Consider the following 16639-nt stretch of genomic DNA (forward strand, 5'->3'; position numbering starts at 1 on the left):
GTGGGTACTGGATCCCGGTCTTGCCGCTTCGCGTCAAACCGGGATGACAACGGATGGCGTGGCGCCCTGCGAAATGAAAACAAAGCCCCTGCCCGCTATTTGGTCATCCCCGCGAAGGCGGGGATCCAGTAAACGCAGGTGCCCGAAGTTCAGGTCATTTCACAGCCGGCGAAATCCTGTCTTTTCTTCAAAACCGCGAAAACTTGTTGGAAGGAGCCTTCAGGCCCCTACCAGGTCGAACCAGTCATCTTCGGAAATCACCTCGATCTCCAGCTCCTGCGCCTTTTTCAGCTTGGAGCCGGCGCCGGGGCCAGCCACCACAAGGTCGGTCTTTTTAGACACGGAACCCGCGGTCTTGGCACCGAAGCGTTCGGCCATGGCCTTGGCTTCGTCGCGTGTCATGCGCTCCAGCGAGCCGGTGAAGACCACCGTCTTGCCGGCGACCGGCGAGCCCGAGGCATCGACCTTTTCCGCATCCTTCGGCGACACCTCACCCAGAAGCGCATCAAGCTGGTCGAGATTGTGCTGTTCGGCGAAGAATTCCGCCAGCGCCTCGGCAACGATATGTCCGATGCCGTCGATATCGTTGAGTTCGGCCCAGGGCTCCCCCTCCATATCGTGCACGGCCTTCATGGCGGCGTAGAACGTTGCCCAGGAGCCGTAGGCACGCGCCAGCAGCTTGGCATTCCCCTCCCCGACGTGGCGAATGCCGAGGGCGAAAATGAAGCGGTGGAGATCGATCTCGCGCCGGGCATTGATTGCCTCGAACAGGTTCTTTGCCGAAACGGCGCCCCAGCCTTCCCGGTTGCGCAGCTTGGTGAGAGAGCGTTTGTCCCGTTCCTCCAGCGTGAAGATATCTGCCGGAGCCATCACCAGGCCTTCCTTGTAGAAGGCATCGACCTGCTTGTCGCCTAAGCCTTCAATGTCGAAGGCATTGCGCGACACGAAATGCTTCAGCTTTTCCGTTGCCTGCGCCGGGCAGATCAAGCCGCCGGTGCAGCGGCGCACGGCATCGCGGCGGCCGGTGTTTTCCTTTTCCTCGCGCACCGCGTGGCTGCCACAGGCCGGGCAGATTGTCGGAAACTCGAAGGCTTCCGCCCCTTTGGGGCGCTTGTCCAGGTCGATATCGACAATCTGCGGAATGACATCGCCGGCGCGCTGGATCTTGACCGTATCGCCGATGCGCAGGTCCTTGCCACCGCGGATCGGCTCACCATCCTGGCCGATCCCCTTGATATAGTCTTCGTTGTGCAAGGTTGCGTTTGAAACGACGACACCGCCCACCGTGATCGGCTCCAGCTTGGCAACCGGCGTCAAGGCGCCCGTGCGGCCAACCTGGATCTCGATGTCGTTGAGGATGGTGAAGGCCTGTTCGGCCGGAAACTTGTGTGCAATCGCCCAACGGGGAGACCGCGAGACAAATCCGAGGCGCTCCTGCAGGTCCAGACGGTCGACCTTGTAGACCACGCCATCGATATCGTAATCGAGTTGGGCTCGGCTTTCCTCGATGCCGTGATAGACCTCAAGTAACTCCTCGACGGTTTCACAGCGCTTCATCAGCGGATTGATCTGAAAGCCCCAGGCTTCCAGTTGCTTGACCATGCCGAACTGGGTGTCTTCCGGCAGCGCGCTCATTTCGCCCCAGGCGTAGGCAAAGTAGCGCAGCGGGCGGGAGGCCGTGATTTCGGACTTCAACTGGCGCAGAGAGCCTGCCGCAGCGTTGCGCGGGTTGGCAAAAACCTTGCCGCCATTGGCTGCCATACGATCGTTCAGCGCCTGAAAATCCTTGTGCGCCATATAGACTTCGCCGCGCACCTCCACCACGTCCGGCACCGTGCCGGATAGTTTTTCGGGAATGTCCTTTATGGTCTTCGCATTCTCGGTGACATTTTCACCCGTCGTGCCGTCACCGCGCGTTGCCGCATAAACCAGCGTGCCGTTTTCATACCGAAGAGACAGAGACAGACCGTCGATCTTCGGCTCTGCGGTAACCGCCAATGCGCCCATCAGCGGATCGTATTTCAGAAACCGGCGCACGCGGCCGACGAAATCCCGGACGTCGTCGTCATTGAAAGCATTGTCCAGCGACAGCATCGGCACCCGGTGGGTGATCTTGCCGAACCCGGAGGCCGGTGCCGCCCCAACCTGTGCCGACGGACCATCTGCAAGAATCAGATTTGGAAACCGGGCTTCAATTGAGGCATTGCGCCGGCGCAGGGCATCATAATCCGCGTCCGAGATGACCGGGGCATCTTCCTGGTGATAACGCCGGTCGTGTTCGGCGATTTCGTCCGCCAGCCGCTTCAGCTCAACCTGCGCTTCCTCCTGCGTCAGGGCTTCGATGTCGGTTTGGGCGAAGGAGGTATCGGTCATGTTGTCTTCACGAAATGTTTCAGCGGGAGAGGACGGGTTGATTGCCCGATTAAACCGGATAGCGGAACCGAATGACCGGCTCAAGCGTTGATAGCACATCGAACCGGCAAATCTTGACGCTGGTGACTGTTGGAATGAGGAGACACAAATGGCTTATCAGGACCGTGAAACGCATTATGTCGAGAAATCGACGCGCAACAGCGCAGGATGGTTCATGGCCGGAGCTCTTGTTGTTGCACTGATTGCCGCCGGCCTGCTTTACGCCAATGGCTTTTTCACGAACGACGATGAACTGAGCATCGAGTTGAATGTGCCGAACATTGGCAAAAGCGAGATCAAGCTGCCGGACATGAAACAAGCACCGCTGGTGAAAGAGCCGTAAGACCGGCACTTATCAGCTCAAAAGCACCACTGGGTGGGAGCGAAAGCTCCTGCCCTCTTTTTTGGTCGGCAGCCCCCCGATCCGATGCGCTTATTCGGCGGCGGCTAGAAGGCGGCGTGCCGCCGCCCGCGCTTCTTCGGTGATGACGCTACCGGCCAGCATGCGCGCGATTTCCTCGCTGCGGTGATCTTCATCGATCCGCTGGACGCGCGTTGCGACCCGATCCTTCCTGGTCGCTTCCTTGGCGATCAGGAAATGCCCTGCGGCACGGGCTGCCACCTGCGGCGCATGCGTGACAGTGAGAACCTGAACACTGCCGGCAAGGCGCGCAAGCCGCAGGCCGATGGCCTCCGCAACCGCTCCTCCAACCCCTGTGTCGATTTCATCGAATACCAGCGTCGGGGCCGAGCCCTTGTCGGCCAGCGAGACCTTGAGCGCCAGCAGGAAGCGGGAAAGTTCCCCGCCTGACGCCACCTTCATCATCGGCCCCGGCTTGGTGCCCGGGTTGGTCTGAACATGAAATTCCAGTTGATCGATGCCCGAACGACTGCGGCTTTCCGGATTGCTTTCCAGTTCTACAATGAATTTTGCCCGTTCCAGCTTCAGGTCGGGCAGCTCGGTCTCAACCGCCTTTTCCAATGCCTTGGCCGACTTGCGGCGCTTTTCCGAAAGGTTTGCGGCTTTCTTGTCGTATTCCGTCCGGGCCTTGACCGCAGCACTCACCAGCGCTGCCAGCTTGTCCTCACCGGCATCGAGATCCGCCAGATCCCCACTCATCCGGGCACACAGACCGGACAGCTCATCAACCGGCACGGAGTACTTGCGCGAGGCGGCGCGAAGCGCAAACAGACGTTCTTCAACCGCTTCCAGCTCGCGGGGGTCGAATTCCGTCTCGCGAAGCGCGGTTTCCAGCCCGCCGCGCGTTTCTTCCAGAAGATCCAGGGCTTCGGAAAGCGTGCGGACAGGCAGCCCGAGCAGATTGGGCACCTGATCGGCCTTGCGTTCCAGCCGCCTCAGCAGGCTGGCAAGTTCCGGGATCGGTGACGCCGTGCCGTTCAGGGTTTCGAATGCCTCGTTGAGATCGCCCGCGATCTTCTCGACCGCCATCATGTCTGTGCGCCGCGCAGCCAGTTGGTCCTCTTCGCCGGCTTCCGGCTTGAGGGCCGACAGTTCGTCGACGGCAGCGCGCAGGAAGTCGGCTTCGTTCCGCGCGGCTTCAATCCGTTTCTCATGATCACTCACCGCCTTGTCAGCGGCGCGATAGGTCGCAAAGGCCTGTGCAACGGCTTCGGCCTCTGCGGTCAGACCGCCAAAGACATCAATGAGGGCACGGTGACTTTCAGGGTCGACCAGGGCACGGTCGTCATGCTGCCCGTGAATTTCCACCAGCAGCGCGCCCGCCTGCCGCAACAACCCGGCACTGACCGGCTGATCGTTGACGAAAGCCCTTGTGCGCCCGTCTGATGTCTGAATGCGGCGCAGGATGATGTCACCGTCGTCATCGACGTCATTTTCCCGCAGGAAAGTTCGCACGGGATGGTCCGCCGCAACATCGAAAACGGCCGTCACCTGCCCCTGCGCCTCACCGTGGCGCACAAGATCGGCATCGCCGCGTGCGCCGAGTGCCAGCGACAGGGAATCGAGGAGGATGGATTTGCCGGCACCGGTCTCGCCGGTGAGAACCGACATTCCAGTGGCAAATTCAAGGTCAAGACGGTCGATCAGAACGATGTCACGGATAGACAGCGCGACCAGCATGCAGGGGTGCTCCTTAAAGTTCGGCCCACCATATAGGAGGACCGAAGCGTCTTGAAAGAGCCTGTTTGGGCCTTTTCAACCTCATTTGCGAGGCTGAAGCCAATTTGGGATTGATCTGGGCGTCAGACGCTCTTGAAGGCGCGGCTGATCCAGCTACCACTGTCTTCCGAAGGCTCATATCCGCCCTTGTTCAACAGCGAATAGGCATCCTTGTACCACTGACTGTCAGGATAGTTGTGCCCAAGCACGGCGGCAGCCGTCTGCGCTTCGTTGACAACACCGAGCGCGTAGTAGGCTTCGGTCAGGCGGAACAGTGCTTCTTCCACGTGGCGCGTCGTCTGATAATCGACCACCACCGTCTTGAAGCGGTTGATGGCCGCAATGTAGTTGCGCTTCTTCAGATAGAAGCGGCCAATCTGCATTTCCTTGCCGCCAAGCTGGTCGTGCACGATCCGCAGTTTGCTCTCGGCATCCGGCACATATTCCGAATCCGGGAAACGCTGGATAAGCTCGTTGAAGGCACCGGCGGCCTTGCGGGTCACGGCCTGGTCGCGGGTAATATCGGGCATCTGGCGGAAATAGGCCTGACCGGCCAGATACAGCATGTAGGCTGAATCCTCATCGCCCGGGTAAAGCGTCACGAACCGCTTCGCCGCAGTCACGGTTTCCGTGTATTTGCCGCGCGAATAGTTCAGGAACGCCAGGTTCACCAGCGATTTCTTGGAATATTCCGAGTAGGGATAAAGCTTGTCGAGCTCTTCGAACTTCTGGGTCGAATCGCGCAGTTTGCCTTGCGCGCGCAGGGACAGGCCTTCGTTGAACAGAACTTCCGGCGGCGTATCGTTGAGTGCAAGCTCATCGAGATCGTCCTTGCCACCGCAAGCGGCAAGCGCAAGCGGCACAGCCAGAACGGCCAGTCTCAGGAAGGTCTTCATGTGTTTGGCTCTGCTCACTTCAGAACCAGTGTCCATTCCGTTCACGCCTATACTCCCGGGCCTTTAAAGCCCCTAAGGCCCATGTCGTAGAGCCTTGCAAATTTATCGACAGGAGTGTTTAGCGGAAATCACCGGTCCCCGTCACGTCCTCATCGGCCATCTGACGGTTTTTTTGAGCAATTTTATGGCAACCGGTGCAATTAGCTTCCGAATTCCGCCGAAATAAAAACGGCCGCTCCCAGGAAGCGGCCGATCAAAAGTGCGTCAGGAAACGTCCGGGCCGAAAGCCGCCGCAGCTGCGATGCCGCCCTTGTCGACCTGACCGACCTTGCGGAACGCAGGTGACTCGACGATTTCGAAGGAGCTCGGATCTTCGAAAAGCTTGACCAGGATCGCGTGGTTCATCTTGTGACCGCCCTTGTAGGAGCGGTACAGGCCCAGGATCGGCAGACCGGCCAGAGCCAGATCGCCAACAGCGTCGAGTGCCTTGTGACGCGCAAACTCGTCCGGCCAGCGGGTGCCCTCCGGATTGAGCACCTTGTCCTCGGAAATGGCCACGGAATTTTCCAGTGACGAGCCGAGGGCAAAGCCCATCTTCCAAAGCTGCTCCACATCCTTCACGTAACCGAAAGTACGCGCCCGGCACAGTTCGTCACGGAACACATCCGGCGTGATTTCGGATTCAAACTGCTGACGGCCGATCAGCGGCGTATCGAAGTCGATGGTGATGTCGAATTTGGTGCCGTTGTAAGGATGAAGCTCACACCATGCCGTGCCATTGTTGACACGAACGGTCTTCTTCACCTTGAGGTACCGGCGCCCCCGATCCAGGCGCTTGAGGCCGATCTGCTCGATAGCCTCGACAAATGCAACGCTGCTGCCATCCATGACAGGCATTTCCGGTCCGTCGATCTCCACGATCAGGTTGTCGACGCCCATGCCGACCAACGCAGCCATCAGATGTTCGACGGTTGCCACACCTTCAGTGGACGGATCGCCAAGGACGGTGCAAAGCGCCGTTGCGGACACCTTGTTCCAGAGAGCCGGAACTTCGACTGAATTTTCCTGGTCGGTGCGGGTGAACACAATCCCCACGCCAGCTTCGGCGGGGACAAGAGTGATCGACGCTGGTTTGCCCGAATGAACGCCGATTCCGGTCAGGGTCACCTGATCGTCTAGCGTCGTCTGTCGGTCAACATATGCGGTCATAAACCCAGCCCTTCCGGTTTGCAGCGGAAACAAGCCCTTCGTTTACTCATGGCGAGTCACGGACTTTTAACGATCCCGCGTTGGCTGGGAACATAGTCCCGAACCCCATTTGGGCGAAATAAAGCTTTATTACGGTTTGTAACGATTCACAGGCCAGCAACGCACTGAATTAAAAAGGAAATTTGTTCCGTAACGGAAACAGCCCGGAGTGTGAACTCCGGGCTGTAACGATCAGGGAAGATGATCGAGTGTCGAATCAGTTGGCCTGGCGGCGGAGAAACGCCGGAATTTCCAACTGCTCGTCTTCAGTCGCGCTCACCGGCTTCGGCGTAGCCCGTCCGGTGTTGTCGAGCTGGCCTGCAGCGCCATGGGCTGCGGGACGTTGCTGCGGTGCACGCGGAGCGGCCTGCTGGGCCGGCTGCATCTGCGGAGCCGGACGTGGGGCCGGTGCGGCGGCCATGTCATGCTCCTGATCTTCTTCGTGATGACGGCCAAGGCCGCTTGCGAGACGGCGCAGCAGCCCCATCGGGCGGCGGTCGTCTTCGCCATGTTCTTCATAGCTCGGTGCCGGAGCAGGCTGCTGCGGGCGCTGCTGAGCTGCAGGCTGCTGCTGCTGTGCGGCCGGCTGCTGAGGCTGAGCTACTTGTGCCGTCTGCTGCCTTGCCTGGATTTCACGCTGAGCGATCGGCGGGAAATCCTCGACCCGCGGCATACGCGGAGTCGGATTGTGCTCGGCGGCAACCGGCGGAATGTAAGGCTGGCTGACCGGCGTGTCTTCTGCAACAGGTGCCCGGGTTTCTTCTTCAATGTCGAGCATCTGCGGCTTGGCCGCAAGCGATCCAGCCGTAGGCTGCACCTTCTTGATTTCCACTGCCGGGTCGCTGGCAACGGAAACAGGCTGCGGGTCCGGAATGGCCAGCTCGCGTTCCAGGTTGGCAACGGCCTTGGCAGCAGCATCTTCGGCGTGAGCCTTTTCAGCGGCTGCGGCCTGGCGTGCGGTGTTGATTTCCGGCGTCCGGCTCATTGCCGGAGCTTCTGCCTTTACTGGCTGAGCTGCTGTTCCGGGAAACGTGTTAGCCGCAAGGCCTTCCTCCTTGTCAATGCCGGTTGCAACGACAGACACGCGGATGAGACCATCCAGCGTTTCGTCAAAGGTCGCGCCCAGGATGATGTTGGCGTCGGCGTCGACTTCCTCACGGATACGTGTAGCTGCTTCATCCACCTCGAACAGCGTCAGGTCATTGCCGCCGGTGATGGAGATGAGCAGGCCTCTGGCGCCTTTCATCGAAGACTCGTCGAGGAGCGGGTTGGCAATGGCAGCTTCAGCCGCCTGCTGCGCGCGCTTTTCGCCGCTGGCTTCGCCTGTACCCATCATCGCCTTGCCCATGCCGCGCATCACGGAACGAACGTCGGCGAAGTCGAGGTTGATGAGACCTTCCTTCACCATCAGGTCGGTGATGCAGGCAACACCCGAATAGAGCACCTGGTCGGCCATCGCGAATGCGTCGGCGAAAGTGGTCTGGGCGTTGGCAATCCGGAACAGGTTCTGGTTCGGAATGACGATCAGTGTATCGACGCTCCGCTGCAGTTCCTCGATACCGGAATCGGCGATCCGCATACGGCGTGCGCCTTCGAACTGGAACGGTTTGGTCACCACACCTACCGTCAGTATACCCTGCTCGCGTGCCGCCCGTGCAATAACGGGTGCAGCGCCGGTGCCGGTTCCGCCGCCCATGCCGGCGGTGATGAACACCATGTGCGATCCGGACAGGTGATCGTTGATTTCGTCGATCACTTCCTCGGCAGCCGCGCAGCCGACTTCCGGCTGGGAGCCTGCACCAAGACCTTCAGTCACGGCCACGCCCATCTGGACGAGCCTGTCTGAATGGTTCATGGCCAGTGCCTGGGCATCCGTGTTGGCAACGACGAAGTCGCAACCCTGGAGGCCTGCAGTGATCATGTTATTGACGGCGTTTCCGCCCGCGCCGCCTACGCCGAAGACCGTAATACGCGGCTTCAGCTCCTGAATGTCGGGCATCTTCAGGTTGATGGTCATATTATCCTCGCGACCCACTGGCGCCCCCGGTACGGGAGTAGCCTCTTCTTCCCTAATCTCCTCTGCCATTGCTGGCAGCTCAAATTCCTGGATGTCGTCTTCTTGGCTCATGTCGTCAGAAGCTTTCCCTGATCCATTGGCCCACACGGGCCAGGTAACCAGATTGCCCGCCCCACCCTGATCGTCTGTTCTTGTGTTCGAACTGTTCGATCTGAGCGACCTGCGGATAAATCAAGAGGCCAACAGCGGCGGCAAATGCCGGACCTTTGGCAGCCTCGGGAAGACCGGCGACGCCTAGAGGCCGGCCAAGACGGACGTTGCGCCCCAGGATGTGACGCGCAACTTCTCCAAGACCCGTGAGCTGACTTGCGCCCCCGGTCAGAACGATCTGCTTACCGACACGCCCGGCAAAGCCGGACGCCGTCAGCCGATCTCTCACGAGTTCAAGGATTTCTTCCACGCGCGGCCGGATAACCCGGGTCAACGCCGAGCGTGGGATCTGGTTGGGCAGGTCGCTGTCGCTTTCCAGCGGCGGCACCGTGAGCAGATCACGGTCATCCGAACTGGACGCCAGCGGCGAGCCATAAAGGGTTTTCAGGCGCTCCGCATCCTGCAGACGGGTTGCGAAGGCGCGCGCGATATCGGTGGTCACGTGATTGCCGCCAACGGCAATCGCATCGAGGTGCACCATGTGACCGTCGACAAAGACCGACAGAGTGGTCGTGCCGCCGCCCATATCGATGCAGGCGACGCCAAGCTCGGCTTCATCATCGACGATGGTGGACAGACCACTGGCAAACGGCGTCGCAACCATGGTTTCCACATGAAGGTGGCCGCGGTTGATACACAGTTCCAGATTGCGCACCGGCGGGACTTCCGCCGTTACCACCTGCATGTCGACGCCCAGCTTGTGGCCCATCATGCCGCGCGGATCGCGGATACCGCGGCTGCCGTCCAGCGAATAGGAAATCGGGAGCGCGTGGGTCACGGCCCGGCCGTCGGTGACGGAATGGCTCGACCCGGCGGAAAGCACCCGCTGGATGTCGGCTTCCGACACGCTGTCACCGGCCAGCGGAACGTTGGCGCTGTAGATCTCGCTCTGCAGGCGGCCGCAGCTGATGTTGGAGATCAGCGACTCCACCGTCACCCCGGCCATGCGTTCGGCACTGTCGACGGCCAGGCGGATGGCCTGTTCGGCCGCATCCATGTCGACGACAACGCCGGACTTGATACCGCGCGAACGCTGGTAGCCATAGCCCAGCACTTCCACCTTGTGGGAGCGGCTGGACAGGATCGCTTTTTCTTCCTGCGGCACCAGTTTGGCGATCAGGCAGCAAATCTTCGTGGAGCCTACGTCGAGAACCGACATGATAACAGCGCGGCGGGTTGGCAGCGGACGCATCTTCGGCAGGTAGAGATTGTTGCTGGAGCGGCTCATGTGTCACGCTCCTTCTTGCCTGAACGGCCCTTGCCGCCAGTCATGACCTTGCGCTGCTCTGCAGCCTCGTCGGACAGGCGCACGGTCACGCGGTCAGCAAGACGCATGTCGATTGCAACGACATCCCGGGACAAAAGCCCGCTTTCTTCATCCATTTTCACCAGATCTGCCAATGCGGCGTCGATATTGTCTTGGGGCAAGCGGATCGAAATCCCGTTCTCAAGCTGCAAATCCCAGCGGCGATCACTGATCAGGAAGGCCGCGCGCACGCGTGGGCGCAGGGACGGAACCTTTTCCAGCGCCTTGTTGATCTCGGACGCCCGGCGCTGAGCGCCGTGATTCACGACGAGCAGCAGATTGGCATAGCGCCCATCCACATCGTCAGTAATCACGTCACCTGATTCGTTTACGATGGAGACAAGGTCGCCGCGCTGCCACAGCGCATAGGGCACCCGCTCCTCGATGTTGATCTGCAGCGTGCTCGGGTAGAGCTTCATCACCGAAGCGCTCTTCACCCAGGGCATTTCGTTGAGACGTTCGCGGGCGCCGTTGGCGTCGAACAGGGCAAGCGAAGAGCCCTCGTGAATTTCCAGGGCTTCCAGGATCTGGAACTCGTTGATTTCGCGCTGACCGGACAGCTTGACGGCTTCGATCCCGAAACCCGCAGCGGACAGGAGACTGTCGGAAACAAGCCGGCCGTGTCCCCCTATGACTATTCCATAACCAATTGTTAAGGTTAAGAAAGTCAGTGCAGCAGCAGAACCGGTCCAACGCGGCAGATCCGCAAGGCGCCCGGCCGAACGCCACACCGGCTGACGGTGCAAACGCGACACACCGCGCCCACGCGGAGCCAGCTCGGCTTCCAGCGGGGTCATCGTGTCCCGGTAATGTTTGCGCCTTATCGACAGCAACTTGCGTCCTCAACCATCCAACTGACCAGGTCCTTGAAACTCATCCCCTTGTGGGCCGCCATTTCGGGCACAAGAGAAGTCGGCGTCATGCCTGGCTGCGTGTTTACTTCCAGGCAAATCAGCTCTCCGGACCCGTCTTCCTTTTCATCGAATCGGAAGTCGGCGCGGGAAACACCGCGACAACCCAAAGCCTGATGTGCCTTAACTGCTAGTGTCTCTATGGTTTGGTAAACAATCGGTGAAATTTTTGCAGGAAGAATGTGTTTTGAACCACCTTGTGCATATTTTGCGTCGTAATCGTAGAAACCGTGACCTAACGGCACTATGTCGATGACGCCCAGAGCCGTGTCGTCCATGACAGCACAGGTCAGCTCCCGTCCCCCAATGAACTTTTCGCACATCAGCACATCGGGGTAGGGCCAGTCTTCACGACCCAGTTCCTGGGGTGGAAACTCTTGATCTTCCTTGACAATCAGCACTCCGAAGCTCGATCCCTCGTTGATGGGTTTCAACACGTAGGGCGGCTTCATCGGGTGCTCCCGAGTGATCTCCCGGCGGTTCACGACAAGGTGCTCGGTGACCGGAATTCCGGCTGCATTCATCACCGCTTTTGCCGTCACCTTGTTCATTGCGAGGCTGGAAGCGAGCACACCGGAATGTGTGTACGGGATGTTAAGAACTTCTAAAATTCCCTGAACGCAACCATCCTCCCCGAAGGGTCCATGCAGAGCGTTGAAGGCCACATCAGGCTTCAGATTTGAGAGAACAGCGGAGATGTTGCGGTCGACATCGACCCGGGTCACCCGATAGCCAGCTTCCTCCAGCGCGTCCGCACAGCCCGTGCCGCTTGCGAGGCTGACAGGCCGTTCGTTAACCCAGCCCCCCATCAGAACGGCAACGTGTTTGCTGGCCATCAGGCGGCCTCCCCTTCCTGACCCAGAAACGGTTCAACAGCCCCTTCGGCACCGAACTCTCCCAGGCGTTTGATTTCCCATTCCAGCCGGATGCCGCTGTGCGCCAGGACGCGAGAGCGAACGGTTTCGCCCAGAAGCTCAAGATCGTGTCCGCTGGCCGTGCCTGTGTTGATCATGAAGTTGCAATGCATTTCGGACATTTGCGCCCCGCCGACGGTCAAGCCACGGCACCCGGCCGCATCCACCTCCTTCCAAGCGGAAGTCCCCGGCGGGTTCTTGAAGGTGGATCCTCCGGTCTTTTCACGGATTGGCTGCGCCCGTTCGCGATGAGCGACAACGTCGGCCATTTCCTGCCGGATCGAGGCCTCGTCCTGTGGCACGCCCTCAAACACGGCGGAGGTGAAAATCAGGTCCTTCGAGGCATCCGAATGGCGATAGGCATAGCCCATGTCCGCATTGGTCAGAACGTGGCGATTTCCGTCCCGGTCAATGGCCGTCAGCTCGACCATGCGCTCGCGGGTTTCCGTGCCATGAGCGCCCGCATTCATGCGCAGCGCGCCCCCAAGGCCGCCCGGAATGCCGGTATAGAAGGAAAAGCCGCCAAGACCGGCTTTGGCCGCGGCTTCTGCCAGACGCTTGTCCGGAACAGCGGCCCCTGCCTTCAGTCTGTTGCCGCCGATATCCTCAACGCTCCCGAAACCCTTTGCGCTCAAGCGGATGACAACACCCCCAAGCCCGCCATCACGGATCAGAAGATTGGACCCGAGCCCCACCGGCAGCACCGGAATATCCCTGGGCAGCTTCTTGAGGAACGCGGCAAGGTCGTCTTCATCCGCTGGCTGGAACATCAACTGCGCCGGGCCGCCAGTGCGGAACCACGTGACTGCGGACAGTGCCTGATTGGCTGTCAGCTTGCCCCGGATACCTTCTGCAAGCTCCGGATGCTGCTCCAGCAGATCGGGAAACGCCATGAGACGACCTCCTTAAAGCTCTTCCAACTGCTTCGGCAGCGCGTAGGCCCACTGGGTGATATTGCCGGCGCCAAGGCAGACCACGAAGTCCCCGGGTTCGGCCAGTTCCTTGATCAAGGCCGGCAGTTCTTCCGGCCCTTCGATTGCCCGAACGTTTCTGTGGCCGCGGGTTTTCATGCCCGAGACGAGATCCGTATGCGCGGCACCCTTGATCGGTTGTTCGCCAGCCGCATAGACCGGAGCGATGATCACCGCATCGGCATCGTTGAAGCAGTTGGAAAAATCATCGAACAGGCTGTGCAGGCGTGAGTAACGGTGCGGCTGCATGACCGCGATCACCTTGCCGTTGGTCGACTCTCGTGCGGCATGGAGCACCGCCTTGATTTCAACCGGATGGTGGCCGTAATCATCGAATATCTGAACACCATCGACCGTGCCGGTGTGCGTGAAGCGCCGCTTAACACCGCCAAAGGATGCGATCCCTTTCCTGAGATCTTCCGCGCCAACGCCCAGTTGCGAGGCAACCGCGATGGCGGCCGTTGCATTCGAGACGTTGTGAAGTCCAGGCATCGGCAGCACCAGATCCTTCAACTCGATCACCTCCCCGCTTCGGCGGTCGCGAAGCGTGACGGAAAAGATCGACTTGCCGCCATCCATCGAGACATCCGTGTAGCGAACGTCGGCCTGCGGATTGGCGCCATAGGTCACAACCCGGCGGTCCTCAATGGTCCCGATCATCGTCTGGACTTCGGGATGATCGAGACACATGACCGCAAAGCCATAGAACGGCACATTTTCAACGAATTGCCGGAAGGCGGCGCGCACCCCGGCAAAATCGCCGTAATGGTCCAGGTGCTCGGGGTCTATGTTGGTGACGATGGCGACGTCCGCAGGCAGCTTGACAAAGGTGCCGTCGCTTTCGTCCGCTTCAACCACCATCCAGTCACCCTCGCCCATGCGGGCATTGGTGCCATAGGCGTTGATGATGCCGCCATTGATGACGGTCGGGTCCACCCCGCCGGCATCCAGCAGGGCAGCGACCATCGATGTGGTCGTGGTCTTGCCGTGCGTGCCGCCAACGGCAATCGCCTGCTTGAAGCGCATCAACTCGGCCAGCATTTCCGCCCGCCGCACAACCGGGATCAGCTTTTCACGCGCCGCCATCAGTTCCGGGTTGTCCTTCTTGATGGCAGAAGACACGACCAGAACCTCGGCATCGCCCAGGTTTTCTGCGGCATGGCCAACGGTTACCTTGATGCCGTTGTCACGCAGGCGCTGAACATTGGCGTTTTCCGCCATGTCCGAGCCCTGCACGGTGTAGCCGACGGTTTTCAGCACTTCGGCAATGCCGCTCATGCCGATACCGCCGATACCGACAAAATGAACCGGTCCGATGTCCTGCGGCATCTTCATGGCCGTTCTCCTTGGTTCGCTGCAACTTGCTCGACAAGGTCGGCAAGTCTTTTCACCGCGTCTGGCCTGGCAACACTGCGCGCCTTTTGCGCCGCGTCGCCCAGCATTTCGGGTGCTTTCATGAAACGGATGAGTTCCTGGGCCAGCCGCTCCGGTACCAGGTCGACCTGACGGATCGGCCAGGCGCCACCTGCTTTTTCAAGCACCTTGGCATTGGCAGCCTGGTCCTGGTCGATCGCACCGGGCAACGGCACCAGAATGGATGGGCGGCCAAGCACGCTGAGCTCACTGACAGAGGATGCACCAGAGCGGCAAATCACCAGATGCGCCTGGGCAATCCGCTGGGGCATGTCCTGGAAGAAAGGCGCGCACTCGGTTTGAACGCCCAGGCTGTCGTAAACGGCCTGCACACGTTCCATATCTTCCGGACGGCATTGCTGCACGATACGCAAACGCGCGCGCATGTCCGCAGGCAGGTGTTCCACCGCCGGCGGCAGAAGATCGGAAAAGAAGCGGGCGCCCTGGGAGCCACCGAAAACCAGCAACTTGAATTCACCGCCTGCAAGCGGCGCCGTATAGGGCAGTTCCGCTGCATCCAGCACCGCGTCTCGCACGGGGTTGCCCGTTTCAGTCAGCTTGGCCTTGAAGTCCACCGGGAGGTCTTCAATCGGGACGCTCGTGGCAATCGCGGTAACGCCCTTCGCCAACAGGCGGTTGGCGCGCCCCATGACGCCATTCGCTTCATGCAGAACGGAAGGTGTACCGGTGAGCCGGGCAGCAAACATTGGAGGGAACGTCGGATAGCCGCCAAAACCGGCCACGACATCCGGCTTCAAGGCCTTGATCACCTTGCGCGCCTGCAGCGTACCCAGAAAAAGTTTCACCCCGGTCTTGGCCAGCAAAAAGGGATTGCGACCACGAATGGTCTCAGAGGCGATGATGTGAACGTTGCGAGCCGGAAAGGCCGTGCCGTATTTGTCGGCCCGTTCGTCCGTTGCAAGCTCCACCGTCCAGCCGCGCCGGATCAGCTCGCTGGCAAGCGCCTGTGCGGGAAAGAGGTGGCCGCCTGTTCCGCCGGCCGTCAGTAAAACAGTTTTGCTCATAAGTTCGGCTTTTGGCCTTACATCAGGGATGACGGAGAAAGCCGGCTTACCGTGACGACGTCACCGCGCGACGGCTGCGGCCGCCTGCGCGTGAGCGCCAGAATGGCACCGGCTGTCATGGCGGACGACAGCAGCGACGAGCCGCCGTAGGAAACAAATGGCAGGGTCATCCCCTTCGACGGAATAAGATGGAGGTTCACGGCCAGATTGATCGTGGCCTGCAAGCCGAACAGCACCGTAAGGCCCGCCGTTGCAAGACGGCTGAAGGCATCCTGGTCGCGGCTGGCATGGCGCAAGCCCCGCAGCACGATGAAGGCAAAGACGGACACCAGCAGCAGACAGGCGATGACACCGAATTCCTCGCCGACCACCGCGAAGATGAAGTCGGTATGGCTGTCGGGCAGGATCCGCTTCACGGTCCCCTCGCCCGGCCCCCGGCCGAGCCAGCCACCGGCGAGGAAGGAATCCTTGGCCGTGTCCACCTGGAAGGTGTCACCGGAGCTTGGGTCCAGGAACCGGTCGACACGGTTGGTCACGTGCGGCAGGAAGGCATAGGCCGCCAAAAGGCCTGCGACCCCTATGGCGCCGAGTGCCATGATGATGAGCCAGGAAATTCCGTTCAGAAAGAACAGCCCGGCCCACACAAGACCGAGCAGCATGGTCTGCCCGAAATCTGGTTGGGCGATCAGGAGAGCGGCGCAAACAGCAAACAGCACAAAGGCGAAGAGCACCCCCGGCACCTCGCGCCGACGGCCGCTTTCCGACAGCAGGAAGGCAATCAGGACAACGAAGGCCGGCTTCAGGAATTCAGACGGCTGTATCGAAAAACCGGCAATATAGATCCAGCGCCGTGCCCCCTTGGCTTCGAACCCCAGGAACAGGGTGGCGACCATCATCGCCAGCGAAACGATGAAGAGGATGAGCGCTGCCCGCCGCACCATGCGCGGCGTCATCAGCGACCCCGCAAGCATGATCATAAAGGCCGGGATCAGGAACATGGCCTGACGTTTGACGAAATAGAAGGTTTCGACACCGATGCGCTCGGCAACCGGAGGACTGGCGGCAAAAGACAGGACCACTCCGCCAACCATCAGCAAGCTGAAGGCGGCTAACAGATAGTGATCCACTGTCCAGAGCCATTCCGCAAATCGGCTGCGATCAGCGCGCGAAACCATA

General features: G+C 60.3%; 13 protein-coding genes. 1 reads left to right on the forward strand and 12 read right to left on the reverse strand.

Features of this window, described 5'->3' with window-relative positions; translation table 11 throughout:
- Window positions 1–219 precede the first annotated feature (219 nt).
- Window positions 220–2373 (reverse strand): NAD-dependent DNA ligase LigA, encoded by a 2154-nt coding sequence (gene ligA / locus AC2A6O_RS28205; protein ID WP_498932052.1) that lies wholly within the window; start codon window positions 2371–2373, stop codon window positions 220–222.
- Window positions 2374–2521: 148 nt separating this feature from the next.
- Between ligA and AC2A6O_RS28210 the strand changes: the two genes are divergently transcribed.
- A complete protein-coding gene (locus AC2A6O_RS28210) occupies window positions 2522–2755 on the forward strand; it encodes a hypothetical protein (protein ID WP_148586044.1) in 234 nt (77 codons plus the stop codon).
- Window positions 2756–2845: 90 nt separating this feature from the next.
- On the opposite strand, the gene recN is transcribed toward AC2A6O_RS28210, so the two are convergent.
- From recN to AC2A6O_RS28265, 11 genes are all read right to left on the reverse strand, one after another.
- On the reverse strand, window positions 2846–4513 hold the full coding sequence (gene recN, locus AC2A6O_RS28215) for a DNA repair protein RecN (protein ID WP_498932053.1): 1668 nt from the start codon (window positions 4511–4513) through the stop codon (window positions 2846–2848).
- A gap of 122 nt (window positions 4514–4635) precedes the next feature.
- The gene (locus AC2A6O_RS28220; RefSeq protein WP_148587275.1) at window positions 4636–5448 is read right to left on the reverse strand and encodes an outer membrane protein assembly factor BamD; all 813 of its coding nucleotides are present in this window, start codon (window positions 5446–5448) and stop codon (window positions 4636–4638) included.
- A gap of 264 nt (window positions 5449–5712) precedes the next feature.
- Entirely contained in the window at window positions 5713–6657 is a 945-nt protein-coding gene (gene lpxC / locus AC2A6O_RS28225) for a UDP-3-O-acyl-N-acetylglucosamine deacetylase (RefSeq protein ID WP_148586042.1), read from the reverse strand.
- A 256-nt stretch (window positions 6658–6913) separates the two neighbouring features.
- On the reverse strand, window positions 6914–8713 hold the full coding sequence (gene ftsZ, locus AC2A6O_RS28230; RefSeq protein ID WP_148587274.1) for a cell division protein FtsZ: 1800 nt from the start codon (window positions 8711–8713) through the stop codon (window positions 6914–6916).
- A gap of 115 nt (window positions 8714–8828) precedes the next feature.
- Window positions 8829–10151, reverse strand: a complete 1323-nt coding sequence (gene ftsA, locus AC2A6O_RS28235; protein WP_148586041.1) for a cell division protein FtsA — start codon at window positions 10149–10151, stop codon at window positions 8829–8831.
- Window positions 10148–11062 carry a cell division protein FtsQ/DivIB gene (locus AC2A6O_RS28240; protein WP_205514184.1) on the reverse strand — a complete coding sequence of 305 codons (915 nt, stop codon included), beginning with the start codon at window positions 11060–11062 and terminating at the stop codon, window positions 10148–10150. Before AC2A6O_RS28240 ends, ftsA begins: the two co-directional genes overlap by 4 nt.
- Window positions 11050–11976, reverse strand: a complete 927-nt coding sequence (locus AC2A6O_RS28245; RefSeq protein WP_148586040.1) for a D-alanine--D-alanine ligase — start codon at window positions 11974–11976, stop codon at window positions 11050–11052. The genes AC2A6O_RS28240 and AC2A6O_RS28245 overlap by 13 nt, the downstream gene beginning before the upstream one ends.
- Window positions 11976–12947, reverse strand: a complete 972-nt coding sequence (gene murB / locus AC2A6O_RS28250; protein WP_498932054.1) for a UDP-N-acetylmuramate dehydrogenase — start codon at window positions 12945–12947, stop codon at window positions 11976–11978. The genes AC2A6O_RS28245 and murB overlap by 1 nt, the downstream gene beginning before the upstream one ends.
- Before the next feature lie 12 nt (window positions 12948–12959).
- A complete protein-coding gene (murC, locus tag AC2A6O_RS28255; protein ID WP_498932055.1) occupies window positions 12960–14360 on the reverse strand; it encodes a UDP-N-acetylmuramate--L-alanine ligase in 1401 nt (466 codons plus the stop codon).
- Window positions 14357–15463: an undecaprenyldiphospho-muramoylpentapeptide beta-N-acetylglucosaminyltransferase gene (murG, locus tag AC2A6O_RS28260; RefSeq protein WP_498932056.1), complete on the reverse strand. Its 1107-nt coding sequence runs from the start codon at window positions 15461–15463 to the stop codon at window positions 14357–14359. The genes murC and murG overlap by 4 nt, the downstream gene beginning before the upstream one ends.
- Window positions 15464–15480: 17 nt before the next feature.
- Complete coding sequence (locus tag AC2A6O_RS28265; RefSeq protein ID WP_148586036.1) at window positions 15481–16638, reverse strand: FtsW/RodA/SpoVE family cell cycle protein; 1158 nt, start codon at window positions 16636–16638, stop codon at window positions 15481–15483.
- Window position 16639 lies beyond the last annotated feature (1 nt).

It is taken from the genome of Labrenzia sp. ATLA3 (genome assembly GCF_057180185.1).